The sequence below is a fragment of the Brevibacterium senegalense genome, from assembly GCF_000285835.1.
Taxonomy (GTDB): domain Bacteria; phylum Actinomycetota; class Actinomycetes; order Actinomycetales; family Brevibacteriaceae; genus Brevibacterium; species Brevibacterium senegalense.
Genome location: NZ_HE978600.1, coordinates 330,316 through 356,368, shown reverse-complemented (window position 1 = coordinate 356,368; position 26,053 = coordinate 330,316). Strand labels below are relative to the sequence as shown.

Here is a 26,053-nt window from a genome sequence, read left to right as displayed (position 1 = left end):
AATGTGCGTAGTCTTGACGGCATGACTGCGAATGTGACTCCGGACACGGGTGTGCCCCTCGTCGTGATGCGGGACGTGCAGAAGCACTACGGGGACTTCCAGGCGCTCACGGACATCGACCTGAGTGTCGCCCGCGGTGAGGTCGTCGTCGTGATCGGGCCGTCCGGCTCCGGCAAGTCGACGCTCTGCCGCACGATCAACCGGCTGGAGACGATCACCTCCGGCACGATCGAGATCGACGGCCAGCCGCTGCCGGAGGAGGGTGCCGCACTGGCGCGCCTGCGCTCGGACGTGGGCATGGTGTTCCAGTCGTTCAACCTGTTCGCGCACCTGACGATCCTGGAGAACGTGACGCTGGGCCCCATCCGCGTCCGCGGGCTCAAGCGGGCGGAGGCGGATGAGCTGGCGCGCGGACTGCTGCGCCGCGTGGGTGTGGAGCACCAGGCGGAGAAGTACCCCGCCCAGCTGTCCGGCGGCCAGCAGCAGCGCGTCGCGATCGCCCGGTCGCTCGCGATGAAGCCCAAGCTCATGCTCTTCGACGAGCCCACGTCCGCGCTGGACCCGGAGATGATCAACGAGGTCCTCGACACGATGGTGGAGCTGGCGGAGGAGGGGATGACGATGGTCGTCGTCACCCACGAGATGGGCTTCGCCCGGAAGGCCGCCCACCGCGTCGTCTTCATGGCGGACGGGGAGATCGTCGAGGTCGCGGAACCCGAGGAGTTCTTCACGAATCCCCGGTCGTCGCGGGCCCAGGACTTCCTGTCGAAGCTGCTCACCAACTGATCACACCCCGCGCCACGGCGCAGACACACAGGCGCACCGGCGAACCCGGTCGCCCGGACAAGGAGAAGAGATGAAGAAGCTCAGCACCATCGTCGCAGGCGCCGCCGTCGGGCTGCTCGCCCTCACGGCATGCGGTCAGGAGGGCACGCCCGAGGTCGGAGGCGAGGGGGAGGGTCAGGCGGAGGCCCCCGAGTACACGGTCGCCGAGGACGTCGACCTGTCCGACAGCGAGACGTGGGAGGCCGCGAACTCCGCCGGCACACTCAAGGTGGGCGTCAAGATGGACCAGCCCGGCCTGGGCAACACGGAGCCGGGTTCGGACACCCCCGCCGGCTTCGACATCGAGATCGCCAAGATCACCGCCGCCGCACTGGGCTTCGCACCGGACCAGATCGAGTGGGTCGAGACGGTGTCCGCGAACCGTGAGCCGTTCCTCCAGCAGGGCAACGTCGATCTGGTCGTCGCGACTTACACGATCAACGACGAGCGCAAGAAGGTCGTCGACTTCGCCGGTCCGTACTACGTCGCCGGCCAGGACCTGCTGGTCGCGGCCGATTCCGACATCGCCGGCCCGGACGACCTGGCGGGTTCGACGGTCTGCTCCGTCGACGGCTCCACGCCCGCGCAGAACATCACGGACGAGTACCCGGACGCGGAGCTCGTCACGTACGACACGTACTCCAAGTGCGTGACGGACCTGCAGTCCGGCTCCGTCGACGCGGTCACGACCGATGACGCGATCCTGCGCGGGTACGCCGCGCAGTACGAGGGCGAGTTCAAGGTCGCGGGCGAGCCCTTCACGGAGGAGCCCTACGGCATCGGCATGCCCAAGGACGACCAGGCGCTGCGCGACGCGGTCAACGACGCGCTCGAGGCCTCGATGGAGGACGGCACGTGGACGGAGGCCTTCGAGTACACGCTGGGCGATGCCTCCGAGGTCGAGCAGCCGACCGTCGACCGCTACTGAGCGGCCCGACGCTGATCTCCACCGGGACCACCTGACAGGGAGAACGAAGGACACCTGTGAATACGCTCATCCAGACGTTCCTCAGCGGAACCTGGGGGACGCTGTCGCTGTTCGGCGTCACGCTGATCGGCTGCCTGATCGGCGGCACGCTGCTGGCCGCGATGCGCGTGTCGCCCATCCCGGTGCTGCGGGGCGCCTCCGCCGCGTACGTCAACGTCGTGCGGAACACACCGCTCACGCTCGTCATGTTCTTCTGCGTGTTCGGACTGCCGTACCTCGACATCCGGTTCGGCAGCACGGCCGCGATGAACTCGTTCGTGCTGGCGAACATCGCCCTCATCGCCTACACCTCCTGCTTCGTGGCGGAGACGCTGCGCTCCGGCATCGCGACGGTGCCGGTGGGTCAGGCGGAGGCCGCCCGCGCGATCGGCCTGTCGTTCACGCAGGTGCTGTCCTTCATCGTCCTGCCGCAGGCGTTCCGCACGGTCCTGCCGCCCCTGGGCAGTGTCATCATCGCGATGCTCAAGAACACCTCGATCGCCTCCGCGTTCAACAACCGCGAGCTCATCTCCGCGATGCGCGGGGCCATCGAGGTCCGCGGCGACATCGTCATCCCGCTGCTGCTCGCCACCGCGCTCGTCTACCTCGCGCTGGCGCTGGTGATCGGCCGGGTCTTCGACCTCCTCGAGCGGAAGCTGGTGATCCTCCGATGAGCGCCCCCACCCAGGTCCTGTTCGACGCTCCGGGTCCCCGGACCCGCCGGCTCAACACGACCCTGTCCGTCGTCTCCGTCCTCGTGCTGTTGGGTCTGCTGGCCTTCATCGGCTGGAAGTTCCAGGACGCGGGCCAGTTGGACGCCGCGAAGTGGGCCCCGTTCTCCTACGCCGTCATCCAGCGGACCCTGCTGGCCGGCATGTGGGCGACGATCAAGGTCGCGATCGTCGCCACGGTCCTCGCGCTCGTCGTGGGCGTGGCCTTCGCGCTCCTGCGCCTGGCCCCTCAGCGCGCCATCAGTCTGCCGTCGACGATCGTGCTGGAGATCTTCCGCGGCGTGCCCGTGCTCCTCCTCATCTTCGCGACGTTCCTGCTGTTCGGCAACGACATCGGGTCCTTCTGGTCCGTCGTCATCGGCCTGACGCTCTACAACGGCATGGTGATCGCGGAGATCATGCGCGCGGGCATCCTGGCGGTGCCCACCGGACAGCGCGAGGCGGCCATGTCGATCGGCCTGCGCGGATCGCAGACGATGCGCCTCGTCCTCATGCCGCAGGCGGTCCGCGCGATGATGCCCACGCTCATCGCGCAGGTCGTCGTGCTCCTCAAGGACTCCGCGCTGGGCTTCATCGTCACCTACCAGGACCTCCTGTACCAGGTGAACGCGATCGGCCGCTCCTACAACAACCTCCTGCCCACCTTCATCGTGGGCGCCGTCCTCTTCATCATCATCAACATGGTGGTCGCCGGTCTGGCGCGCTACCTTGAGAAGAGGATGTCCAGGAAGACCGCAGCGTCGACGGGTCCCGCCAAGGGCGAGGACTGAGAGAGGGGTACCGGATGGCAGAGCCGTCGAAGGTCTCGCGAGCGTACGACATCGTGGAGGAGCCGGATCGCAACCGGATCGTCGTCCGCGATCTGTCCGGCGACGCTCCCGTGCTCGTGGGCTTCCTCGAGTACCGGATGGACGGGGACGTCCGCACGATCCTCCACACGATCATCGACGAGTCGCACTCCCGCCAGGGCTGGGCGCGCACGCTCGTGACGGAGGCGCTCGACGTCTTCGCCCGCGACGACCACAAGCTGCGCTCGATGTGCAGCTACGTCGACCGCTACCTGGAGCGCTTCCCGCAGTACCGCGCGATGTTCGAGTAGTCCTCAGTCCTCGCCCAGCACGGTGAGGGGCCCCAGCGGCACACGGGCGCACGCGAGGATCCGGCCCGGACCGGGCTGGGCCGTCTCGTCCTGCACCGCCGCGGTGGCCTCGGGGTCGTCGACCCGGATCGCGCACGTGCCGCACGAGCCCGCGCGGCAGGAGTAGGGCACGCGCGCACCGTCCGCCTCGAGGGCCTCGAGCAGCGTGCCGGACTCCGGCGTCCACCGCAGGCGGCTGCCGTCCGGACGCACGACGGTCGCCGGGGCGAAGTCGTCCAGCCGCGCCGCGTCCGCCGGTGAGGTGAACGCCTCCCGGTGCACCCGGCCGGGCGGCAGGCCCGCCGCGGTCGCGGCCCGGGCGACCGCGTGGACGAAGTCGGCACCCCCGCACACCACCACCGCCGAGGCCCCGGTCACCCATTCCTGCAGGTCACCCGGCCCGGGGCGGCCCCGTACCCCCGTGTCCCAGACGAGGAGGTCGCGTCCCGGCCCCTGGGCGAGTGCGCGAAGCGCGTCGACGGAGGTGCTGGCACCCGGGGCCGCGTGCCGGTCGAGGTGGATGAGACGGACGGGTGTCTCCGGCGGCAGTCCGGGGAGCAGGGACAGCGCGGTCGTGAGGCCCACGCCGGCGGTGACGACCGTGAGTGGACCCGGTGCAGGGGTCTCCGCTGCGGGGGTGAGCGCGTCGGGGGTGAGCGCGTCGGGGGTGAGCCCGCCGAAGGGCCCGGACACGGTGAGGCGGTCGCCGGTCGTCAGGCGGGCGAGGGCGCGGGAGACCGCTCCGCGGGGTCTCACGAGCAGCGAGAAGCTGCTGTCGCGGACCAGGACGGCGGTGTAGGACCGCCAGCGGGGCTCGCCGTCGAGCGTGAGGTGGACGCGGACGTGCCGGCCCGCCTGCCAGTGGGCCGCGAACCAGTCGTAGGGATCCGTCAGCCGCAGGTGGTGGCGACCGTCCTCCAGTGGGGAGGACTCGAGGACGTGCAGCGAGCGCGGGCCGGTCCCCGCCGGCAGGGGGCGATCGGTGCTGCGGTGCTCGACGACCAGGGCGTCACCGGGGCGCACCTCACCGGGGGTGAGCACCTCGCCGTAGAGCCCGCAGTGGATGTGGCCGCAGCGGGTCGCGAGGATCCGGGGGACGTTGAGGTCGCGGACCGCGGTGTCGGGGTGCACGGTCGTCGCGGTGCACCGCTCGATCGTCTGGCGGATGAGCAGGCGCGCCTCGCCCACCCGCACGATCGCGCCCACGAGCGCGGTCTCCGCGAACGGCTCCAGCCCCTCGAGCAGCAGATTGCCGCGGAACCGGGCGGGGTCGAGGTCACGGCCGTCGGCCCGCGCCAGGGCCCGGACGGTGTCGAGGGAGATGAGGCTCACATGTCCGTGCTCGCTGTCGAACATGCCCTGGGGCCCCGCCGCCGAGTGCGCGGTGAGCACGTCGACGACGGACGGGTCCGCGCCCGGCAGGCGGGCGGCGATGCGGGAGGCCGCGGCGGACCGGGACGACGGATCGGCCGGGTCGATGCGGATGGTGGATGCGGCCTCGGCGGCGGGGGACCGGGCCCCGGTGGCCGGGGGCACCAGCACGATCGTCCCGTCCGGGTCCGTGCGGACGGACCAGGCGGCGAGGTCGGGGCGCTTCTTGAGGGCGAAGAAGTGGGACCAGCGGTTCCAGCTGTCCGGGACGGGGGAGGCGGTGCCGTCGGAGACGGCCAGGACCCGGTCGCCGGGGATGCCGGCGCCGGGCTCCAGGCGGGCGCGCGCGACCCCCTCCGCCGGGAACCCCTTGACGGGGTACCGGTGGAGGGAGACGATGCGGACGGTCATGGGGACGTCAGTCGTTGCGGCGGAACGACTTCTTCGCGTCCGCGCGGCTCACATCCCGACCACCGGGACGACCGCTGCGGCGACCGCGATCGCCGCCGTCGTGCGAGCGCTTCTGGTACGGGCGACCGGGCCGGCCCTTGTCCGGGCGGATGTCGATGGTGCGGCCCTGGATCTTCGTGCGCGACAGCTTCGACAGCGTGGACTCCGGCAGGTTCTCCGGCAGGTCCACGAGCGAGTGGGTCGCGCGGATGTCGATCGCGCCGATCTGGGCGGAGGTGAGGCCGCCCTCGTTCGCGATCGCGCCCACGATGCCGCCGGGCTGCACGCGGTCATTGCGGCCCACCGCGATCCGGTACGTCCGCATGCCGGCGTTCGACCGGGGTCCGCGCTCGCTGCGGTTCGCACGCGGCTTGGGCTCTGGCAGGGGCTCCGCCGTGAGGGAGTCGCCGTCCAGCAGCAGCACGGCCAGGGCGGCCGCGACCTCCTCGGCGGGGACGTCGTGGGTCTGGATGTAGTCCTCGATGACCTGGCGGACCTCGGTGAGGTCTGAGCCGGTGCGGGCCTCCGTGATGCGGCCGGCGAACCGGGCGACGCGGCTGTTCGTCAGCTGCTCGACCGTGGGCATCTCGAGCTTCGCGACCCGCTGGCGCGTGGCCTTCTCGATCTGGCGCAGCAGGTGCGTCTCACGGGGGGTCACGAAGAGGATGGCCTCGCCGGAGCGGCCCGCGCGACCGGTGCGGCCGATGCGGTGGACGTAGGACTCCGTGTCGTGCGGGATGTCGTAGTTGACGACCAGCTGGATCCGCTCGACGTCCAGACCGCGGGCCGCGACGTCCGTCGCGACCAGGATGTCGATCTGGCCGTTGCGCAGCTGCTCGACGGTGCGCTCGCGGGCCTGCTGCGGGATGTCGCCGTTGATCGCGGACGCAGTGAAGCCGCGGGCCCGCAGCTTCTCCGCCAGCTCCTCCGTCGCCTGCTTCGTGCGGACGAACATGATGATGCCGTCGTACTCCTCGATCTCCAGCACCCGGGTGAGCGCGTCGAGCTTGTGGGAGTGGACGACCGTCAGGTAGCGCTGACGGATGTTCGCGCCCGTCGTCGTGGTCGACTCGACGCGCACCTCGACGGGGTCGTTCAGGTACTTCTTCGTGATCCGGTGGATGGAGCCGGGCATCGTCGCCGAGAAGAGGGCGACCTGGCGCTCCGACCCCGTCGCGGCGAAGATCTCCTCGATGTCCTCCTGGAAGCCCATCTTGAGCATCTCGTCCGCCTCGTCCAGCACGAGGTGCTTGAGCGAGGAGAGCTGGAGGGAGCCCTTCTTGAGGTGGTCGATGACGCGACCGGGGGTGCCGACGACCACCTGGGCACCGCGGCGCAGGCCCGCCAGCTGCGGGCCGTAGGACTGGCCGCCGTAGATCGGCAGGACGGAGAAGTCGGGGAGGTGCGCGGCGTAGGACGAGAACGCCTCCGCGACCTGCAGCGCGAGCTCGCGGGTGGGGGTCAGCACGAGGGCGTGGGGGCCGCCCGTCGCCCGTCCCAGCTCCGCCATCGCGGACAGGGTGGGCAGTGCGAACGCGGCGGTCTTGCCGGTGCCGGTCTGCGCCAGACCGATCACGTCGCGGCCCTCCAGCAGGGCGGGGATCGTGCGGGCCTGGATGGCCGACGGGGTCTCATAGCCCAGATCGACGATCGACCGGGCGACGGCCGGGTGGAGGGCCATGTCCGCGAAGGCGGGGGAGGCGCCGTTTTCGGCATGGGTGTTCTGCGGGTTCTCTGACACGGTGAGCTCATTCCTAAGACGTAGCGCGCGCACGACCGCAGAGGACTTCGATGGCGGGTGCGCGGGATTCGGCCGAAAGTGCTCGTCTCATGCACGGAGGCCGCATCCTCGATCCTACACGGGGTGAAGCGTGCGGGTCGCCGGATCGGTAGGGTTGTGTCCGATCGAACAGCAGCCAGCCGTTCCTGTCCTCGAAGGAGTTCACCAGTGGCATCGACCCTCGATTCCGTCATCACACTCGCGAAGCGACGCGGATTCGTGTTCCAAGCGGGTGAGATCTACGGAGGGTCCCGCTCCGCCTGGGACTACGGTCCGCTGGGCGTGGAGCTCAAGGAGAACATCAAGGCCCTGTGGTGGCAGAACTTCGTCCGCGGACGCGAGGACATGGTGGGACTCGACTCGTCCATCATCCTGCCGCGCAAGGTGTGGGAGGCGTCCGGCCACGTCGAGACGTTCGTCGACCCGCTCGTCGAATCGCTCCACACGCACAAGCGCTACCGCGCCGACCACCTCATCGAGGCCTATGTCGCGAAGCACGGCCACCAGCCGCCCAACGGCCTGGCGGACATCCGCGACCCGGAGACCGGGCAGGAGGGCCGGTGGACGGAGCCGCAGCAGTTCTCCGGCCTCGTCAAGACCTACCTGGGACCGGTCGACAACGAGGAGGGTCTCCACTACATGCGCCCGGAGACGGCGCAGGGCATCTTCGTCAACTTCAACAACGTCGTCACCTCCGCGCGCAAGCGTCCGCCGTTCGGCATCGGCCAGATGGGCAAGGCGTTCCGGAACGAGATCACCCCGGGCAACTTCATCTTCCGCACGCGCGAGTTCGAGCAGATGGAGATCGAGTACTTCGTCCACCCGGAGGACGCCGGAAAGTTCTTCGACCAGTGGGTCGAGGACTGCTGGAACTGGTTCATCGACCTGGGGGTCGACCCGGACAACCTGCGACGCCTCGACGTGCCGGAGGACGAGCGCGCCCACTACTCCGACGGCACGATCGACATCGAGTACCGCTTCGGCTTCCAGGGGTCGGAGTGGGGCGAGCTCATGGGCATCGCGAACCGCACGGACTACGACCTCAGCAGCCACACGGAGGCCTCCGGCACGAAGCTCCAGTACTTCGATCAGGCCTCCGGCGACCGCTACACTCCCTACGTCATCGAGCCCAGCTTCGGCCTCACCCGCGCGATGATGGCCTTCCTGGCGGACGCGTACACGGAGGACGAGGCGCCCAACACGAAGGGCGGCACGGACACCCGCATCGTCCTGAAACTGGACCCGCGCCTGGCGCCGGTCAAGGCGGCCGTGCTGCCGCTGTCGCGCAACGAGAAGCTGAGCCCGCGGGCCCGCGAGCTGGCGGCGACGCTGCGGAAGAGCTGGAACGTCGACTTCGACGACGCCGGCGCGATCGGCCGTCGCTACCGCCGTCAGGACGAGATCGGCACGCCATTCTGCATCACGGTCGACTTCGACTCGCTGGACGATGACGCGGTGACGATCCGCAAGCGGGACGACATGTCCCAGGAGCGCGTCGCGATCGCGGACGTCCCCGGCTACATCGCGGCGGGTCTCACACCGTCAGCGTGAGGGCGACCGCCACACCGGCGGCGCTCACGGCGGACAGGCCCACGACCCAGCCCAGCACCGTCCGCTCCATCGCACTGCGCTCCGCGGCATCCGCGGGGCGCATTGCGCTGTCCGCGGGCAGCGCCTGCACGGCCATCGTGACGGCCAGCTGCGCGCGGGCGGGGGAGGCGCCGTTGGCCAGGCCGGAGGCCGCCAGGCCCGCGGCGACGACCGGCAGCTCCGGTGCGCCCGTGATGTGGGCGATCGAGCCGAACGTGGTCGCGAACATGGAGAGGGACCCCGTGATGGAGCCGGCCAGGACGGAACCCACCATGCCCAGCGCGGGCACGGTCCAGACACCCAGTCCGGACAGCGCCTCGCCCATCCGCGTGCTCATGTCGAAGACGGACAGGCTCCACCCCATGACCATGAAGGCGGTGGTCGAGATCCCGACCGGCAGGAAGGCGCGTGCGCCCTCGACCAGTGTCGGCCGCAGGACGGGCCCCCGACGGGCCAATCGGACCGCCGCGGCGAGGCAGCCGGCGGCCAGCCAGACGGGCGGGGAGGACAGGAGCGTCGTGACGGGGTGGGGCCACAGGGCGGCCAGACCGCTGCACAGCAGCAGGCCGCTGGTGAGGACCCCGTAGGGGACGAGGGCCAGTCCCAGGTCCCGGTCGAAGGTCGCGCGGGCGCCGCGAGCGCGGAAGGCCACCAGCAGCACCGCGACGACCACGAGGGTCGCGAGCACACCGGCCAGCGGCGTGCCGATGAGGGTGTTGAAGCCCCACAGGCCCACACTCAGGACGAGGCCCGCGAGCGTGCTGTAGAGGAGCCCGGCCACCCGATCCCGGACGACGACCGTCACGACGATCGCGACGACCAGCACCGGGACGACGTTGAAGTGGGACGTGTGGACGCCCAGGTCCGTGAGCGACAGACCCAGCAGACCGGCGGCGACCTTGGCGCCGGGGGCCAGGCCGCCCCACGCGGCAGCCACCATGCCCAGCAGCCCCAGCACCGCGGACTTCCGGACGGAGAAGCCCAGATGGACGAGGATGGGGATGCCCACCGTCATGCCGATGCCGAATCCGGTGACCGACTCCGCGAACGGGATGATCCCGAACAGGACGAGGACGGCACCGGCTGTCGACCCGGGGGAGGCGCTCAGCACCCAGTCGCTGATGCGGGTCATCGCGCCCAGCGCCCCCAAGAGGCGGGCCAGCACGACGCCCGTCAGGAGGATGAGGACGACCTCGACGACGATCGGGAGGAACCCCAGTCCCTCTGCGGCGAACGCGCCTAGGTCGACGGGGAAGACGACGGCGCCCATGAGGAGGGCGAGGCACAGACCCACGAGGGAGGCGGTCAGTGCCCCGCGCCCCAGGACGAGGAGCACGACGACGACCAGCAGCGGGACGGCGGAGAGGAGGACGGTCACGCCCCACACTCTAGGACCCGGCGGCGCGCGCAGCCGGGACGTCCCGCAGTTTGACCCCGGGGGGACAATGATGGGGTGACTGCCGTGACCCCGCCCCGCACCTCCCCGCCCGCCCGGACGTCCCGACCCGCTCTGCGGATCGGGGACATCGAGCTGACCTCACCGGTCGTGCTCGCGCCGATGGCGGGCATCACCAACACCGCTTTCCGGCGCCTGTGCCGCGAGTACGGGGGCGGGCTGTACGTCACGGAGATGGTGACGACCCGCGCGCTCGTGGAGCGCAACGAGAAGACGATGCGGATCATCCACCACGAGCCGTTCGAGACCCCGCGGTCCGTCCAGCTGTACGGCGTCGACCCCGTCACGACCGGCCAGGCCGTGCGCATGCTCGTCGAGGAGGACCGGGCGGACCACATCGACCTCAACTTCGGCTGCCCCGTCCCCAAGGTGACGCGCAAGGGCGGCGGCTCCGCTCTGCCGTGGAAGACGGACCTCTTCGCCTCGATCGTCACGACGGCCGTCCGCGAGGCATCCCGCGGCGGCGTCCCGCTCACGATCAAGATGCGCAAGGGCATCGACGACGACCACCTCACCTATCTCGACGCCGCCCGGATCGGGGTGGACGCGGGCGTGGCGGCGATGACGCTGCACGGGCGCACGTGCGCCCAGCTGTACTCCGGCACCGCGGACTGGTCCGCGATCGCGACGCTCAAGGAGGAGGTCTGGCGCCTGGCGGGCGACGAGATCCCCGTGCTGGGCAACGGAGACATCTTCGCCGCCGAGGACGCGCTGTCGATGATGGAGCAGACCGGCTGCGACGGCGTCGTGATCGGTCGCGGCTGCCAGGGCCGCCCGTGGCTGTTCGGGGATCTGGAGAACGCGCTCACCGGCAACCCGGTGCGCAACCAGCCGGACCTGGGCGGGGTCGCGGACGCCGTCCGCCTGCACGGCCTCTACATGATCGACCACTACGGCGACGAGTTCCTGGGGATCCGCGACCTGCGCAAGCACATGGCGTGGTACTTCAAGGGCTACCCCGTGGGCGGCGACCTCCGCAGCCGGCTCGCGAAGGTGTCCTCGCTCGAGGAGCTCGACGAGCTGCTGGGCGAGCTCGACCGCTCGCAGCCCTACCCGGGTGAGGCGGCGGAGGGGTCGCGCGGCCGCACGACCCGCGCGAAGCGCCCGCACCTGCCCGAGGGCTGGCTGGACTCCCGGCACATGGACGACGCGTGGTACGCGGACCTCGCCGAGGCCGAGCTCGACATCTCGGGAGGCTGAGGTGAGCGCAGGTCTCATCCCGGTGCCCGTCTACGACTACGGTGACGCCGACCGCCGGCGGTGGGTCGTCGAACCGCCCAAGAACCCCCGGCGCACGGAGTTCCAGCGCGACCGCGCCCGCGTGCTCCACTCGTCCGGTCTGCGCCGACTGGGGGCGAAGACACAGGTCGTGTCGCCCAGCAGCGACGACTTCGTCCGCACCCGGCTCACGCACTCGCTCGAGGTCGCGCAGGTGGGCCGCGAACTGGCCCGCTACCTGGGCTGCGATCCGGAGATCGTCGACACCGCGTGCCTGAGCCACGATCTGGGCCACCCCCCGTTCGGGCACAACGGCGAGGTGGTTCTCGACGACCTCGCCGCGGACATCGGCGGCTTCGAGGGCAACGCGCAGACACTGAGGCTGCTCACGCGCCTGGAGCCGAAGGTGTTCACCGACGACGGGGGGCCGGCCGGACTCAATCTGACCCGCGCCACGCTGGATGCGTGCACGAAGTACCCGTGGTCCCGCAGCGAGGCGCCCGCCGGCCGGGAGGGCGCGCGCGTGCGGAAGTTCGGCGTCTACGAGGACGACCGCGCGGTCTTCGACTTCTACCGGGACGGGCGGACGGACACCCGGCGCTGCCTCGAGTCACAGATCATGGACCTCGCCGACGACATCTCGTACTCCGTCCACGACGTCGAGGACGCGATCGTCGCCGGACATCTGCGGCTCGAGGAGTTCCGCACGGATCCGGCCCTCGAGCGCCTGCTCGACATCACCCGGCAGTGGTACCTGCCGGACGCCCCCGACGAGGACATGATCGCGGCGCTCGACCGCCTCCGCGCCGCGGCCTACTGGCCGCACGGCGAATACACCGGCTCGCGCCGGGACCAGGCCTCACTCAAGCACATGACGAGTCAGCTGATCGGCCGGTTCGCCGCGGCCGCGGAGGCCGCGACGCGCGAGGAGCACGGCTGGGGTCCGCTGGGGCGCTACGCCGGCAGCCTCGTCGTCCCGGTCGCCTCCGCGCACGAGATCGCGGTCCTCAAGGGACTCGCGACGGTCACCGTCATGGTCGCGGACGACCGTCTGCGGCTGCAGGACATCCAGGCGGATGTGCTGAGGACCGTCGCCGAGCACTTCAGCGAGCAGCCAGGTGCGATGGATCCCCTGTTCCGGGCCGATCACGAAGAGGCGGACTCGGACGCGGAGCGGCTGCGCGCCGTCGTCGACCAGGTCGCCTCGCTCACGGACCACTCCGCCTGGACCCACTACCACCGTCTGCGGGCCGGCGTCGCGGACATGCTCTGATGGCGGGGGAGGCCTGATGGCGGGACTCATCAAGCGCGAGGACATCGACGAGGTCCGTTCGCGGGCGCGCCTGGACGACGTCGTGGGGGAGTTCGTCACCCTGCGCGGGGCCGGCGTGGGATCCCTCAAGGGGCTCTGCCCATTCCACGACGAGCGCACTCCGTCCTTCCACGTCCGCCCGCAGGTGGGCATGTACCACTGCTTCGGCTGCGGCGAGTCCGGCGACGTGTTCACGTTCCTCCAGAAGATGGACGGCGTCACGTTCGTCGAGGCCGTTGAGCGGATGGCCGAGCGCACCGGCGTCCAGCTGCGCTACGAGGAGGGGGCGAGCGGCCCCGACCGCGAGGAGGTGGGCCGCCGGCAGCGGCTCGTCGAGATGCACCAGGTCGCGGAGTCGTTCTTCCGCGAGCAGCTGCAGGGGAACGCGGCCGAGGAGGCCCGCCGCTACCTCGCCGACCGCGGCTTCGACCGGGCGGCTGTCGACCGCTTCGGCGTGGGGTACGCGCCGCGCGGGTGGGACAACCTGCTGCGCATGCTGCGCGGGCGCGGGTTCACGACGGAGGAGATCACGGCCTCGGGCCTCGTCTCGGAGGGCCGTCGTGGCGTGTACGACCGCTTCCGCGGCCGCATCCTCTGGCCCATCCGGGACGTGACCGGACGCACGATCGGCTTCGGCGCCCGCAAGCTCTACGAGGACGACCAGGGTCCCAAGTACCTCAACACCCCGGAGACCGCGCTCTACCACAAGTCGCAGGTCCTCTACGGCCTGGACCTCGCGAAGCGCGAGATCTCGAAGACGAAGCGCGTCGTCATCGTCGAGGGCTACACGGACGTCATGGCCGCCCACCTGGCCGGCGTGGGGCAGGCGGTCGCGACCTGCGGCACCGCTTTCGGCGAGGAGCACGCGAAGATCGTGAGCCGACTGCTGGGCGACGAGTCGTCCGGGGCCGGCGAGGTCGTCTTCACGTTCGACGGCGACGAAGCCGGGCAGAAGGCCGCGCTCAAGGCGTTCGAGCTGGAGCAGCGCTTCGTCGCGCAGACCTTCGTCGCGGTCGAGCCGGACGGTCGCGATCCCGCGGACCTGCGACAGCAGGCGGGGGACCCGGCCGTCCGCGACCTCATCGAGAGCCGTCGGCCGCTCTTCGAGTTCGCGATCACGCAGGCGATCGCGCGCTACGACTTGTCGACCGTCGAGGGGCGCGTGGGCGCCATGCGGGCCGCCGCGCCCGTCGTCGCCTCCATCCGGGACGCGGCGATCCGGCCGGGCTACGAGCGGTTCGTCGCCGGCCAGCTGGGGGTGGGGATCGACGAGGTCGCCGAGGCCGTCCGCCGCTCCCAGCCCGCCGCGGGTCGTCCGCGGGGAGGCGACCGGGGCCGCGGTGAGCGGCAGCGGGGGCCCGCACCGCAGCAGTCCCGGCCGCAGCAGGGCGGTTCGCAGGAGTCTGCCGCGTACGAGTCCCGGACGGCCGGCCGCATCGAGGCCTACGCGGAGGAGTTCGGGGGAGGCCCCGCGGTCGTCCCGGAGTACGACCCCGCCGCGGTCCGCATCGAGCGGTCCGCGCTGCAGGTCGCCCTCCAGCAGCCCCAGTTCGTGAACGCGACACTGTTCGACGGACTCAACGGCGAGGTCTTCACGCATCCGGACCTGCGCCGCGTCCACACGTGCATGCAGGACGCCGGGGGGATCCGCACGGGACTGGCCGAACCCGCGACCTGGCCGGAGAAGGTCCTCGGGGCCGCGACCCGCCGCGGCGACGAGCGGATCGCCACACTCGTGGGGGCGCTGACCGTCGAGCCGCTGCCTGCCCACGACGCGGCCGGTGTCGAGCGCTACTCGCGGGGCATCATCGCCCGGCTCTTCGACTCCGACATGGCCCGGATCGCCGCCGAGCTGCACTCGCGCCTCCAGCGGACGGACCCCACGGATCTGGAGACCAGCTCCGCACTGCTCAACCAGCTGCAGATCCTCGAGCAGCAGCGGGCGCGGATCCGCCAGCTCATGTAGGCCTCGATGTGCGATCGCGCGACTGTGACGAAGATCCTGCACTGAACGCAACTCTGCGCTTGATGCAACGTTGCACGCACTGCATAATTCTAGGGTGACTGACGAACAGACCCCCGCCGCGTGCGAATCGCTGCGCGACCGCAAGGCGCGACTGACCCGCACTGCGATCCATGAGGCCGCGGTGCGGCTGGCGTTCGAGCGCGGCCTAGACGCCGCGACCGTCGCACAGATCGCGGACGCCGCCGGCATCTCTCCGCGCACCTTCTTCAACTACTTCGCCTCGAAGGAGGACGCGATCATCGGCAGCGCCGCGAGCGGTCCCGATGAGCAGGCGGTGCGAGCCGTCGTCGCCCGCACCGACCTCTCCGGCCCCCTGCTGACGGTCGTCGCGCGTCTCGTCCGCGAGGTCCTCTCGCTCTCGCTGGGCGACGGCGAGAGCGAGCAGCTGCGGCGCGCCCTGCTGGTGCGGCACCCGGAGCTGGTCCAGCGCAGGGTCGATGCCAACACGGCCCTGGCCGGCGCCCTCATCGACGAACTGGTGCCGCTCCTGTCGTCGCGCCTCGCACGGTTGGACGTCCCGGCCGGCACGACACCGCGCGACACCGTCCGCATGCTCGTCATCATCGCGTTCGCGCCGCTGCGCCACTCGTTCGTCCCGGCCGCCGGGGACTCCGGACCGGAGCCCACGGCGCAGCAGATGCACGAGCGCTTCGACCGCTCCCTCGACCTCTTCACCTCCGTCCTGGAAGGGACCCACCTGTGACCACCTCCACTGCTGCGCGGCCCACCGGCACCGCCGCGCGGACGACCGACCCCGGGACGGGGCGGATCGTCACCCTCTTCATCGGGCTCATGCTCGCGACCTTCATGTTCTCCCTCAACCAGACGATCCTCGCGACCGCGCTGCCCACGATCGTGGGCGAGTTGGACGGGGTCGACCGGATGATGTGGATCCAGACCGGCTTCATGCTGTCGTCCACGATCCTCATGCCGGCCTACGGCAGGCTGGGCGACCAGGTGGGGCGCAAGCCGCTCTTCATCGGCGCGATCACCGTCTTCATGGTCGGATCCGTCGTGGGCTTCTTCGCGGACTCGATGACATGGCTCATCGTGGGTCGCGTCGTCCAGGGCGTGGGCGGCGGCGGCATGATGATCCTGTCGCAGGCGATCATCGCGACCGTCGTGCCCGCACGCCAGCGCGGAAAGTACATGGGCGTCATGGGATCGGTCTTCGCGGTCTCCTCGGTCGCGGGACCGCTCATCGGCGGTTGGCTCACCGAGGGGCCCGGCTGGCGCGGGGCCTTCCTGCTCGCGCTGCCGCTGGGTCTGCTCGCGATCGCCTCGACGGCCATATTCTTCCGCGAGGACCCGGCCACGCGCACCGGTGAGCGCTCCGTCGACGCGCTGGGCCTGGCCCTCATCGCGGTCTTCACGAGCTCCGTCGTGCTCCTGTCCGCGTGGGGCGGCACGCAGTACGAGTGGGCCTCGCCGCAGATCATCGGGCTCATCGTCGCGGGTCTCGTCTCCGCCGTCGCCTTCGTGTTCGTCGAGCTGCGGGTCGCGAGCCCCATCATTCCCATGTGGCTGTTCCGCGACCGCAACTTCACCCTCGCCTCCATCGCGGGCGTCTGCCTGTCGATCGGCATGTTCGGCGTCATCACCTACATGCCCACGTACCTGCAGATGACGCACCGGCTGACCCCCACGGTCGCCGGTCTCGCGATGATCCCGCTCATGGCCTCGATGCTCGTCGTGGGCACCACGGTGGGCTTCGTCATCGCGCGTACGGGCCGCTACAAGATCTACCCGATCGCGGGCATGCTCATCGCCGCCGTGGGGCTCGTGCTCCTGTCGACGCTGACCGCCGACGCGCCGCTGTGGCGCGTCATGACGGACCTGGCCGTGTTCGGAGTGGGGCTGGGCATGGCCCTGCAGCAGCTGGTCCTCATCGTGCAGAACTCGTTCCCCGTGTCCCTCGTGGGCACCGCGACCGCGTCGAACAACTACTTCCGGCAGGTGGGCGGCACGCTGGGCATGTCGCTCGTGGGCACGCTCTTCACCTCGCGACTCGTCACGAACCTGCAGGAGGGGATGGCCGGGGTGCCGGGCGCCGCGGACCAGGCGGCGCACGCGAACAGCATCACCCCGGACATCGTCGCGCACCTGCCGCAGCCGGTCTTCGACGTGGTCGTGACCTCGTACAACGACGCGCTCGTCCCGCTGTACCTGTGGATCGCGCCCCTGGCGCTCGTGGGCTGCGTCATCGCGTGCTTCATCGAGCCCAAGCCGCTGGCCACCTCGAACGCCCCGGTCGAGCGGGCGGTCGTGGAGGACGGGGACGCCGCGGTCTGACCGTCCGGCGGGGATGAGAGGATGACGACATGACCGTCCTCACGATCCTCACTTCGGACCGACGCGGCCGGCCGGCCGTCCTCGACACCCTCGACGCGGAGGTGCGCTGGGCCCATGCGGACACCCTCGCGGACGCACTGCCGGGGACGGACGCGCTCCTGCTGTGGGACTTCTTCTCCACCGCGCTGCAGGATGCGCTGCCGGCCGCCGACCGCCTGCGCTGGGTGCACGCGGCCAGCGCGGGCATCGACACACTGCGGTTCCCGGGACTGCTGAGCGCCCGGGACGTGACCGTCACGAACGCCCACGGGATCTTCGACCAGGCGATCGCGGAGTACGTGCTGGGCGTCGTCTTCACGTTCGCGAAGGACTCCGTCCGCAGCCTCGACCTGCAGCGGGCGCACGTCTGGCAGCGGCGGGAGACGGAGACCGTCGCGGGCACCCGCGCCCTCGTCGTGGGCGTGGGCGGCATCGGCCGGCGGATCGCACGACTGCTGCGGGGCCTCGGCGTCCGGGTCGAGGGTGCGGGCACCCGGGCGCGGGCCGGCGACGACGACTTCGCCGTCATCCACGACTCCGTCGACCTGACGGACCATGTGGGCGGGGTCGACTGGGTCATCAACGCCGCACCGCTCACGGAGGAGACCCGCGGGCTGTTCGATCGCGACGTCTTCGCCGCGATGAAGCCCACGGCACGGTTCGTGAGCATCGGCCGGGGCGAGTCCACCGTGACCGGCGACCTGCTGGACGCGCTGCACCGCGGCGCGATCGCGGGCGCGGGACTGGACGTCGTCGATCCGGAGCCCCTGCCGGCGGGCCACCCTCTGTGGGACGCGCCGCACACCCTCATCACCGCGCACCTGTCCGGGGACACGCAGGGGTGGAACGAGCGCCTGCTGGATCAGTTCGTCGACCACTGGCGCCGCTGGCGGGCGGGGGAGCCGTTCCCGCAGACGGTCGACCTGCAGGCCGGCTACGTCCGCGGCTGAGCCCAGCCGAGGGAGCGCTGGACCGCGGACTCCCAACGGTCGCGCCGGTGTGCGCGGTCGCGGGGGTCCATCCGTGCCGTCCACCGGCCGGTCTCCTGCCAGAGGGCCCGGACGTCATCCGTGCCGCCGTAGGTGCCGCGGCCGATGCCGGCGGCGAGCGCGGCGCCCAGCACGGTCGACTCGATCCCGCCGCGCACCACCTCGCAGTCGGAGATGTCCGCCTGGAACTGCAGGAGCGCGTCGTTGACGGCCATCCCGCCGTCCGCGCGGATCGAGGCGATGTCGAAGCCGGACTCCGCGCGCAGCACCTCGATGACCTCCGCCGTCTGGAACACCGTCGACTCGAGTGCGGCGCGGGCGATGTGCGCCCGCGTCGAGTAGCGGGTCAGTCCCACGAGCGTGCCGCGCGCATCGGGCTTCCACCGCGGGGCGAAGAGGCCGGAGAAGGCGGGGACGAAGTAGACGTCGCCGGAGTCCTGGACGGAGTCCGCGAGCTCCTCGACCTCCGCGGAGTCCCGGATGATGCCCAGGTTGTCGCGCAGCCACTGCACCAGTGAGCCCGCGACGGCGATCGAGCCCTCGAGCGCGTACTGGGCGGGCCGCCCCTCCTGCTGGTATGCGACGGTCGTGATGAGGCCGCCGCCCGCGCGCGGGAGGGTGTCGCCCGTGTTCGTGAGGAGGAAGCACCCGGTGCCGTACGTGCTCTTCGTGTCGCCGGGGGAGAAGGCGCACTGGCCGAACGCCGCCGCCTGCTGGTCGCCCAGGACGCCGGTGATCGGCACACCGCCCAGCAGGTGCCGGTCGTCGACGACGCCGAAGTCGCCGATCGAGGGGCGGATCCGGGGCAGGACGTCGCGGGGGATGCCCGTGAGCGCGAGCATCTCGTCCGACCAGTCGAGGGTCTTCAGGTCCATGAGCATCGTGCGGGACGCGTTCGTGACGTCCGTCAGGTGCAGACCGCCCTGCACCCCGCCCGTCAGGTTCCAGATGAGCCACGTGTCGATCGTGCCGAACAGCAATCGGCCGGACTCCGCGGCTTGCCGGACCTCCGGGACCTCCTCGAGGAGCCACAGCAGTTTGACGGCGGAGAAGTAGGTGGCCGGCGGCAGTCCCGTGATCCGTGTGATCCGGTCCCCGTGGTCCTCCTCGAGGCGGGCGACGATGTCGCCGCCGCGCGTGTCCTGCCAGACGATCGCCGGTGCCAGCGGGCGTCCCGTCGTCCGGTCCCACACGACGGTCGTCTCGCGCTGATCGGTGATGCCGATGCAGTCGATGTCCGCGGCCGTCAGCTGACTGGTGCCCAGCACCTGACCGATCATCTCGCGGGTGACGCGCCAGATCTCCAGCGCGTCGTGCTCGACGCGACCCGGCTGCGGGAACGACTGGTGGAACTCGCGGGACGCGGATGCGACCGTGCGGCCGTCCCCATCGAGGACGGCCGCACGGGTCGAGGTGGTCCCCTCGTCGATCGCGAGGATGCGGGTCATGGGAGCACCGGGGGAATGGTCAGGACAGGGCCGGCAGCGACGGCATGTCCAGGCCCGCCATCTGCGCGACGCAGCGGATGACCTGGCACGAGTAGCCGAACTCGTTGTCGTACCAGACGTACACGACGACGCGGTCGCCGTCGACGATCGTCGCAAGGCCGTCGACCACGCCGGCGCGCTTCGAGCCCACGAGGTCCGTCGACACGACCTCGGGCGAGGCGATGTAGTCGATCTGGTTGCGCATGGGCGAGTGCAGCGAGGTGTTCCGCAGGAACGTGTTGAGCTCCTCGACGGTCGTCGCGCGCTCGAGGTTGAGGTTGAGGACCGCCATCGACACATTGGGGGTGGGCACGCGGATGGCGTTGCCGGACAGCTTGCCCGCGAACTCCGGCAGGGCCTTCGCGACGGCCTTCGCGGCGCCCGTCTCCGTCAGCACCATGTTGAGTCCGGCGGCGCGACCGCGGCGCGAGCCCTTGTGGTAGTTGTCGATGAGGTTCTGGTCGTTCGTGAACGAGTGGACCGTCTCGACGTGTCCGTTCACCACGCCGAACTCGTCGTTCAGCACCTTGAGGACCGGGGTGATCGCGTTCGTCGTGCAGGACGCGGCGGAGAGGACGGTGTCCTCCGGGGCGATCGCATCGGAGTTGACACCGAAGACGATGTTCTTCACCTCGCCCTTGCCGGGCGCGGTCAGGATGACCTTCGAGGCGCCGGGGCTGGCCAGATGCTTCCGCAGCCCCGCGTCATCGCGCCAGATGCCCGTGTTGTCGACGATGATCGCGTCGTCGATGCCGTGCGCGGTGTAGTCGACGGTCGACGGGTCGTCCGAGTAGATGACCTGGATGAGCGTGCCGTTCGCGAGGATCGTCTCGTTCTCCTGGTCGACGACGATCGTGCCGTCGAACTTCCCGTGCACGGAGTCGCGGCGCAGCAGGGAGGCGCGCTTGACGATGTCCTCGCCGCCCTTGCCGCTGCGGCGCACGACGATCGCGCGCAGGCGCAGACCGGTGCCGCCGGCGCGGTCGATGAGGATGCGGGCCAGGAGTCGGCCGATCCGGCCGAAGCCGTAGAGGACGACGTCGCGCGGGCCGGCGTCCGCGGACGCGGTGGCGCCCACGACCTCGGCGAGCTGCTCCGCCAGCACCGAGGCGACGTCGCCGCCGGTCCGGACGGAGGCCGCCAGACGGCCCAGGTCGATCGTGCTGGGACCCGGGTCCAGCTCCGCCAGCTGCTGCGCGACCGCGAGCGTCTCGTCCAGGTCCAGCTCGACGCCGTCGAAGTGGCGCGCGTAGCGGTGCGCCTTGATGATCCCGGTGACGGACTTGTTGAGAAGACTGCGTCCGTACACGGTCAGCAGGACGTCGTTCTCGCGGTACAGGCTGCCCACGAGGGGGATCAGCCCCTCCGCTGCGCGCTGCTTGGCGGCCCACGACTGGGCGGCGGCCTCGATCTGGTCGGTCAAGAGACGAACCCTTTCACTCCACGGTGGTGTCCGGCCCATTCTACGCACGCCCGGCCGCGGGGGCGGAGGCGACCGGTGCCGGGCGGGTTCAGTCGCCGTCGCGCTGCTGGAGGCGGTTGAAGCCCACGATCGTGAGGGCGATGAGCCCGGCGGCGGCGATGAAGGTCATCGCGGTCTCCGCAGCGCTGTCCTCGTGCGGCGGTGCCGTGAGGCGGGGGTCCGCGCCGGAGTCCGCCGCGGTCACGACCTGCTGGAACATCGAGTGGTCGTCCGCGGTGCCCATCCACGCCGCGACCATGAGGATGATGCGGGCGACGATGTTGAGCGACAGCATGATCGCGATGACGGGGCCGAAGAGGGCGGCCGTGGGGGAGCCGGAGAACATGTCGATGAGCAGTGTCGCGAAGCGGACGATGAGGGCGAGGGCGATCGCGCCGATGAGGGCGCCCTTCACCTTCGTCCGCGCCTCGATGGACTCCGACGGCAGCAGGGTGAAGACGACGAACAGCAGGACCCAGAAGGTGCCGACGGACACGAGCAGCGGGACCAGCTGGAAGACCGGGCCCATCCAGCCCGGCAGCTCCAGCCACCGGACGATGACGGACCGGAGGCTCGACGACACGATCGTGAGCGCGACCGCGAGGCCCGCGCCCACTAGCACGACGAGCAGGGTGAGCGTGTTGTTGACGACGCGCGGGACGAACCCGTCCTGATCCTTCTGCACGCCCTCGTCGGACAGCTGCGAGCGCACCGCGTCCTTGAGGTTCCCCATGAACCCCTGCGCGGTGTACAGCGCGGACAGGATCGCGACGATGCCCACTCCGCGCCAGCCGCTCAGGAACTGCTGGAGCATGTCGACGATCTGGGGACTGCCGCCCACGGACGCGATCTGGTCGCTCACGACCCCCATGAGATCCGGACGGACCACCTCGAGGAAGAAGCCCAGTGCGGAGAACGCGAACATGAGGATGGGGATGAGCGCGAGCACCAGGAAGTAGGTGATCGCGGCGGCGAACTGGTTGCCCAGCCGGTCGCCGTAGCGGGCGAGCGTCTGCTGCAGGTGGGCGACCACGGGTCGGCGCAGGAGCTGCTGGGCGGCGCCCTGTCCCGCGGCCCGCTTCGACGTCGTGAGGATCCTGTCGGATGCGTGCGCAGTGGCGGTCATGCCTGCCATCCTACGTGCGGGAATCGGACTTCGGAGGTCAACCGCGGCCCCGCGTCGCGCACGCAGGCTGACACGCGCGTGTGGGGGCCACCCGGGTCCAGCCCCTATGCTGGCCGCATGAGCGTCACGACGGCACACCTGTCCCGGATCCTCGTCGCAGTGGAGGACCCGGCCGCGCAGGGCACGTCCTTCATGGACCGGTTCACGGAGTGGGTGGTCACGGTCATGGAGATGCTGGGAGCGCCCGGGGTGGGGCTGCTCGTCGCACTCGAGAACCTCTTCCCGCCCATCCCCAGCGAGCTCATCCTGCCGCTGGCCGGATTCACCGCCAGTCTGGGGGAGATGAGCCTCATCTCCGCGATCGCGTGGGCGACGATCGGATCCGTCGTGGGCGCGATCGTCCTCTACTGGGTGGGACGCGCCTTCGGCCACGAGCGGATCACCGGCTGGGCGGCGAAGCTGCCGCTGGTCGACCCCGCGGACGTCGACCGGACCGTCGCGTGGTTCTCACGGCACGGGAAGAAGGCCGTCTTCTTCGGACGCATGATCCCGATCTTCCGCTCGCTCATCTCCATCCCCGCCGGCATCGAGCGGATGAGTCAGAGCACCTTCATCCTCCTCACGATGTCCGGCTCCCTCATCTGGAACACCGTGTTCGTCGTGCTGGGATTCTGGGTGGGCGAGAACTACGCGATCATCGAGACCTACGCCGGCTGGTTCCAGAAGGCCGTCGTCGTCGTCGTGGGCGCGGCCGTCGTCTGGTGGATCGTGAAGCGGGTCCGCCGGACCCGCGCCCGGCAGGGCGCGGATCCGGGGGAAGGGCCTGCGGCGGACTGAAGCTCAGTCGATCCAGGCCTGCGGGGTGTGCGCGGGCGGGACGACCTCGTGGGGCCTGGGGGCCTCGGGCGGGGTGCCGTCGCCGAACGGCGGGGTGTCCGCAAGCGACTCGCGCCCGTGCGGCTCGAGCCAGCCGGACAGGTCCGGACCCACCGGGACGACGCGGGTGGGATTGATGTCCTCGTGGACGATGTAGTAGTGCTCCTTGATCTGCTGGAAGTCGACGGTGTCGCCGAACCCCGGTGTGGCGAACAGATCGCGGGCGTAGCCCCACAGCGCGGGGAAATCGGACAGGCGCTGCCGGTTGCACTTGAAGTGCGAGTAGTAGACGGCGTCGAAGCGGGCGAGCGTCGTGAAGAGGCGGACGTCCGCCTCCGTGATGCGGTCGCCCATGAGGAACCGTCGGGTCGTGAGGCGCTCCTCGATCGTGTCGAGCGCGGTGAAGAGGCGGTCGAATGCGGACTTGTACGCCTCCTGGCCGCCGGCGAAGCCGCACCGGTAGACCCCGTTGTTGATCTCCGTGTAGATGAGCCGCATGAGCGGGTCCATCTCCTCCCGCAGCGTCTCCGGGTACAGGTCCGGTGCGCCGTCGCGGTGGAAGCGCGTCCACTGTGAGGAGAAGTCGAGAGTGATCTGGGGGAAGTCGTTCGTCACGACCGCACCGGTGGGGACGTCGACGATCGCGGGGACCGTGATGCCGCGCGGATAGTCGCGGAACCGGGCGAAGAAGGCCTGCTGCAGGCGCTCGATGCCCAGCACAGGGTCCACTCCGCCGGGGTCCAGGTCGAACGTCCACGACCGGACGTCGTGCGTGGGTCCCGGCATGCCCAGGGAGATCGCGTCCTCCAGGCCCAGCAGGCGCCGGACGATCATCGTGCGGTTGGCCCAGGGGCACGCCCGCGCGGCGATGAGGCGGTAGCGACCGGCCTCGACCGGCCACTGCGCCTGCGGATCATCGAGGATCCGGTCCTCGATGTAGTTCGTGTCCCGCGTGAACTCCTGTCCCTGGGAGATGTAGTTCCCGCGGGTGGTGTGCGGGTCGGTCGTCTGCTCGGACACGGTGGTCTCCTTCCCTCTGGTGCTCCCGACTGTAGCGGTGGGTCGGCAGCGGCGGGTCGGTCGTGTCCGCTCAGGCGCCGTAGATGTCGTCGAGGTACTCCGCGAAGTCCTTCGTCACGAGGTGGCGCTTGACGGACTGCTTCGCGGACAGATAGCCGTTCTCCTCGCTCAGGACCGCGGGGACCAGGCGGAACTCGCGGATCGACTCCGCCCGCGAGACTCTGTCGTTCACCCGATCGATCTCCTGTGCGATCGAGTCGTGGACGGCCGAGTTCGTGACGGCCTCCTCGATCGTCATGTCCGCGCGCATGCCGCGGTTGGACAGCCAGCCGGGCATCATCTCCGCATCCAGGAAGACGAGCGCGGAGATGAAGTTCCTGTTGTCGCCCACGACGACCGGGTGCGCGATGAGGGGGTGGCGGCGCAGCTCGTCCTCCAGCGGGGCCGGCGCGACGTTCTTCCCGGAGGACGTGACGATGAGCTCCTTCTTGCGACCGGTGATGCGCAAGAAGCCGTCCCCGTCGATCTCACCGATGTCGCCCGTGCGCAGCCAGTCGTCGTAGAAGGTGTCCGCGGTGGCCTCGGGGTTCTTCCAGTACTCCTGGAAGACGCTCACGCCCTGGGCGAGCACCTCGCCGTCGGGGGCGATCGCGACGGTGCAGCCGGGCAGCGGCTTGCCCACGGTGCCGATCCGCGCGTCGGTGGGCACGTTGACCGTCACGGGCGCGGTCGTCTCCGTGAGGCCGTAGCCCTCGATGATCTCCACGCCGATGCCGCGGTAGAAGTGGCCCAGGTGCTCGCCCAGCGGCCCGCCGCCGGACACGGCGTACTGCAGCTCGCCGCCCATGACGGTCCGCAGCTTCGAGTAGACGAGCCTGTCGAACAGCGCGTGGCGCAGCTTGAGGGGGAGCGAGGGGCCGCCCTCGTCCAGAGCGCGGGAGTACGCGACCGCGGTCGCTTGCGCGGCACCGAAGATCGCGCCCTTCCGGTCGCCTTCGGCCTTCGCGCGGGCGGAGTTGAAGACCTTCTCGAACACGCGGGGCACGCCCAGGATGTACGTGGGCTTCACCTCGCTGAACGTGTCCGTCAGCCGCGTGAGGTCGGAGGTGTGGGCGAGCACGCTGCCCACGTTGATGGCGAGCACCTGGACGAACCGGGCGAACACGTGGGCCAGGGGGAGGAAGAGGAGGCAGACGCTGCCGGGGGCGAAGACCGCGGGGACGTGCTGCTGAGCGCCCGCGACGGTCTGGACGAAGTTGCCGTGCGTCAGGACGCAGCCCTTCGACCGGCCGGTCGTGCCGGAGGTGTAAATGAGGGTCGCGACGGAGTCACCGGTGACCTGCGCGCGGCGGGCCTCCAGCTCGTCGTCCGTGATGGCCGACCCCATCTCGCGCAACTCGTCGAGGCCGCCCGTTCCGTAGATCCAGACCGGCACGCGACCGGCGGGGATGCCCGCCTCCTGCGCCCCGGCACGCGCGCGCAGCGCGTGGTCGTCGGACTGGACCAGCGCGTAGCTCACGTCCGCGTCCGTGATCATCCAGGCCAGCTGGTCCGCGGAGGAGGAGTCGTAGAAGGGGACGGTGACGCCACCGGCGAACCAGATCGCGTAGTCGCAGAGCGTCCACTCATAGGCGGTCGACCCGAAGAGCGCGACGCGACCGCCGGACTCCAGGCCGGCGGCCAGCAGGCCCTTCGCCACGGAGGTGACGTCGTCCAGGAACTGCGCTCCGGAGACCTCCGACCAGGTGCTGTCGCCGGCGGGGCGGAGCATGAGGGGCGCCTGCGGATCGGCCTGGATGCGCTCCAGCAGGACGTCGGTGGTCGACTGTCCGACGCGGAAGTCGATGCCCTCTCCCGTCGTCGTGGTCTGGGGCATGGTGATCGAAGCCATGTCTGTG

Annotated in this window: 21 protein-coding genes; 13 read left to right on the top strand and 8 right to left on the bottom strand. The window is 70.5% G+C overall.

Annotated features, from left to right (window positions below; all coding sequences use genetic code 11):
• The first annotated feature begins 66 nt into the window (after nt 1-66).
• The 5 genes from HGBR_RS01660 (at nt 67) to HGBR_RS15950 (ending at nt 3,622) form a co-directional block, all read left to right on the top strand.
• Complete coding sequence (locus HGBR_RS01660; protein ID WP_390620734.1) at nt 67-786, top strand: amino acid ABC transporter ATP-binding protein; 720 nt, start codon at nt 67-69, stop codon at nt 784-786.
• Between the two features lie 70 nt (nt 787-856).
• Complete coding sequence (locus HGBR_RS01655) at nt 857-1,753, top strand: glutamate ABC transporter substrate-binding protein (RefSeq protein ID WP_019157597.1); 897 nt, start codon at nt 857-859, stop codon at nt 1,751-1,753.
• A gap of 56 nt (nt 1,754-1,809) precedes the next feature.
• The gene (locus tag HGBR_RS01650; protein ID WP_019157596.1) at nt 1,810-2,466 is read left to right on the top strand and encodes an amino acid ABC transporter permease; all 657 of its coding nucleotides are present in this window, start codon (nt 1,810-1,812) and stop codon (nt 2,464-2,466) included.
• Nucleotides 2,463-3,293 (top strand): amino acid ABC transporter permease, encoded by an 831-nt coding sequence (locus HGBR_RS01645; protein ID WP_019157595.1) that lies wholly within the window; start codon nt 2,463-2,465, stop codon nt 3,291-3,293. Before HGBR_RS01650 ends, HGBR_RS01645 begins: the two co-directional genes overlap by 4 nt.
• Nucleotides 3,294-3,307: 14 nt before the next feature.
• Nucleotides 3,308-3,622, top strand: coding sequence for a GNAT family N-acetyltransferase (locus HGBR_RS15950; RefSeq protein ID WP_019157594.1), 315 nt, complete (start codon nt 3,308-3,310; stop codon nt 3,620-3,622).
• A gap of 3 nt (nt 3,623-3,625) precedes the next feature.
• Here the strand turns inward: HGBR_RS15950 and HGBR_RS15945 are convergent, their stop codons facing one another.
• Together HGBR_RS15945 and HGBR_RS15940 are read right to left on the bottom strand one after the other, a co-directional pair.
• Nucleotides 3,626-5,443: an MOSC domain-containing protein gene (locus tag HGBR_RS15945; RefSeq protein ID WP_019157593.1), complete on the bottom strand. Its 1,818-nt coding sequence runs from the start codon at nt 5,441-5,443 to the stop codon at nt 3,626-3,628.
• Between the two features lie 7 nt (nt 5,444-5,450).
• Nucleotides 5,451-7,223: a DEAD/DEAH box helicase gene (locus HGBR_RS15940; RefSeq protein ID WP_019157592.1), complete on the bottom strand. Its 1,773-nt coding sequence runs from the start codon at nt 7,221-7,223 to the stop codon at nt 5,451-5,453.
• A gap of 207 nt (nt 7,224-7,430) precedes the next feature.
• On the opposite strand from HGBR_RS15940, the gene HGBR_RS01625 reads away from it, so the two are divergent.
• Complete coding sequence (locus HGBR_RS01625; protein ID WP_019157591.1) at nt 7,431-8,813, top strand: glycine--tRNA ligase; 1,383 nt, start codon at nt 7,431-7,433, stop codon at nt 8,811-8,813.
• On the opposite strand, the gene HGBR_RS01620 is transcribed toward HGBR_RS01625, so the two are convergent.
• Nucleotides 8,797-10,230, bottom strand: coding sequence for an L-lactate permease (locus HGBR_RS01620; protein WP_019157590.1), 1,434 nt, complete (start codon nt 10,228-10,230; stop codon nt 8,797-8,799). The genes HGBR_RS01625 and HGBR_RS01620 overlap by 17 nt on opposite strands.
• Nucleotides 10,231-10,314: 84 nt before the next feature.
• On the opposite strand from HGBR_RS01620, the gene dusB reads away from it, so the two are divergent.
• From dusB to HGBR_RS01590, 6 genes are all read left to right on the top strand, one after another.
• The gene (gene dusB, locus HGBR_RS01615; protein ID WP_026077240.1) at nt 10,315-11,508 is read left to right on the top strand and encodes a tRNA dihydrouridine synthase DusB; all 1,194 of its coding nucleotides are present in this window, start codon (nt 10,315-10,317) and stop codon (nt 11,506-11,508) included.
• Nucleotide 11,509: 1 nt separating this feature from the next.
• Nucleotides 11,510-12,799 carry a deoxyguanosinetriphosphate triphosphohydrolase gene (locus HGBR_RS01610; RefSeq protein WP_019157588.1) on the top strand — a complete coding sequence of 430 codons (1,290 nt, stop codon included), beginning with the start codon at nt 11,510-11,512 and terminating at the stop codon, nt 12,797-12,799.
• A 16-nt stretch (nt 12,800-12,815) separates the two neighbouring features.
• Nucleotides 12,816-14,804 (top strand): DNA primase, encoded by a 1,989-nt coding sequence (gene dnaG / locus HGBR_RS01605; protein WP_019157587.1) that lies wholly within the window; start codon nt 12,816-12,818, stop codon nt 14,802-14,804.
• 94 nt (nt 14,805-14,898) lie between these two features.
• Nucleotides 14,899-15,567, top strand: a complete 669-nt coding sequence (locus HGBR_RS20415; protein ID WP_019157586.1) for a TetR/AcrR family transcriptional regulator — start codon at nt 14,899-14,901, stop codon at nt 15,565-15,567.
• Nucleotides 15,564-17,156, top strand: coding sequence for an MDR family MFS transporter (locus HGBR_RS01595; protein ID WP_019157585.1), 1,593 nt, complete (start codon nt 15,564-15,566; stop codon nt 17,154-17,156). Before HGBR_RS20415 ends, HGBR_RS01595 begins: the two co-directional genes overlap by 4 nt.
• 29 nt (nt 17,157-17,185) lie before the next feature.
• Nucleotides 17,186-18,145, top strand: coding sequence for a D-2-hydroxyacid dehydrogenase (locus HGBR_RS01590; protein ID WP_019157584.1), 960 nt, complete (start codon nt 17,186-17,188; stop codon nt 18,143-18,145).
• Here HGBR_RS01590 and glpK read toward each other — a convergent pair.
• The 3 genes from glpK to HGBR_RS01575 all read right to left on the bottom strand — a co-directional run bounded on the left by glpK (nt 18,130) and on the right by HGBR_RS01575 (nt 22,259).
• Nucleotides 18,130-19,632 (bottom strand): glycerol kinase GlpK, encoded by a 1,503-nt coding sequence (gene glpK / locus HGBR_RS01585; RefSeq protein ID WP_019157583.1) that lies wholly within the window; start codon nt 19,630-19,632, stop codon nt 18,130-18,132. The two genes, HGBR_RS01590 and glpK, sit on opposite strands and share 16 nt — an antisense overlap.
• A gap of 19 nt (nt 19,633-19,651) precedes the next feature.
• A complete protein-coding gene (locus HGBR_RS01580) occupies nt 19,652-21,094 on the bottom strand; it encodes a glyceraldehyde-3-phosphate dehydrogenase (protein ID WP_019157582.1) in 1,443 nt (480 codons plus the stop codon).
• Nucleotides 21,095-21,182: 88 nt separating this feature from the next.
• Nucleotides 21,183-22,259: a YhjD/YihY/BrkB family envelope integrity protein gene (locus HGBR_RS01575; protein ID WP_019157581.1), complete on the bottom strand. Its 1,077-nt coding sequence runs from the start codon at nt 22,257-22,259 to the stop codon at nt 21,183-21,185.
• 117 nt (nt 22,260-22,376) lie between these two features.
• On the opposite strand from HGBR_RS01575, the gene HGBR_RS01570 reads away from it, so the two are divergent.
• Nucleotides 22,377-23,096, top strand: a complete 720-nt coding sequence (locus HGBR_RS01570; protein ID WP_019157580.1) for a DedA family protein — start codon at nt 22,377-22,379, stop codon at nt 23,094-23,096.
• A 3-nt stretch (nt 23,097-23,099) separates the two neighbouring features.
• Here HGBR_RS01570 and HGBR_RS01565 read toward each other — a convergent pair whose 3' ends face one another.
• Both HGBR_RS01565 and HGBR_RS01560 read right to left on the bottom strand, forming a co-directional pair.
• Nucleotides 23,100-24,155: a glutathione S-transferase family protein gene (locus HGBR_RS01565; RefSeq protein WP_019157579.1), complete on the bottom strand. Its 1,056-nt coding sequence runs from the start codon at nt 24,153-24,155 to the stop codon at nt 23,100-23,102.
• Nucleotides 24,156-24,225: 70 nt separating this feature from the next.
• Nucleotides 24,226-26,046: an AMP-dependent synthetase/ligase gene (locus HGBR_RS01560; RefSeq protein WP_019157578.1), complete on the bottom strand. Its 1,821-nt coding sequence runs from the start codon at nt 26,044-26,046 to the stop codon at nt 24,226-24,228.
• Between the last annotated feature and the right edge of the window lie 7 nt (nt 26,047-26,053).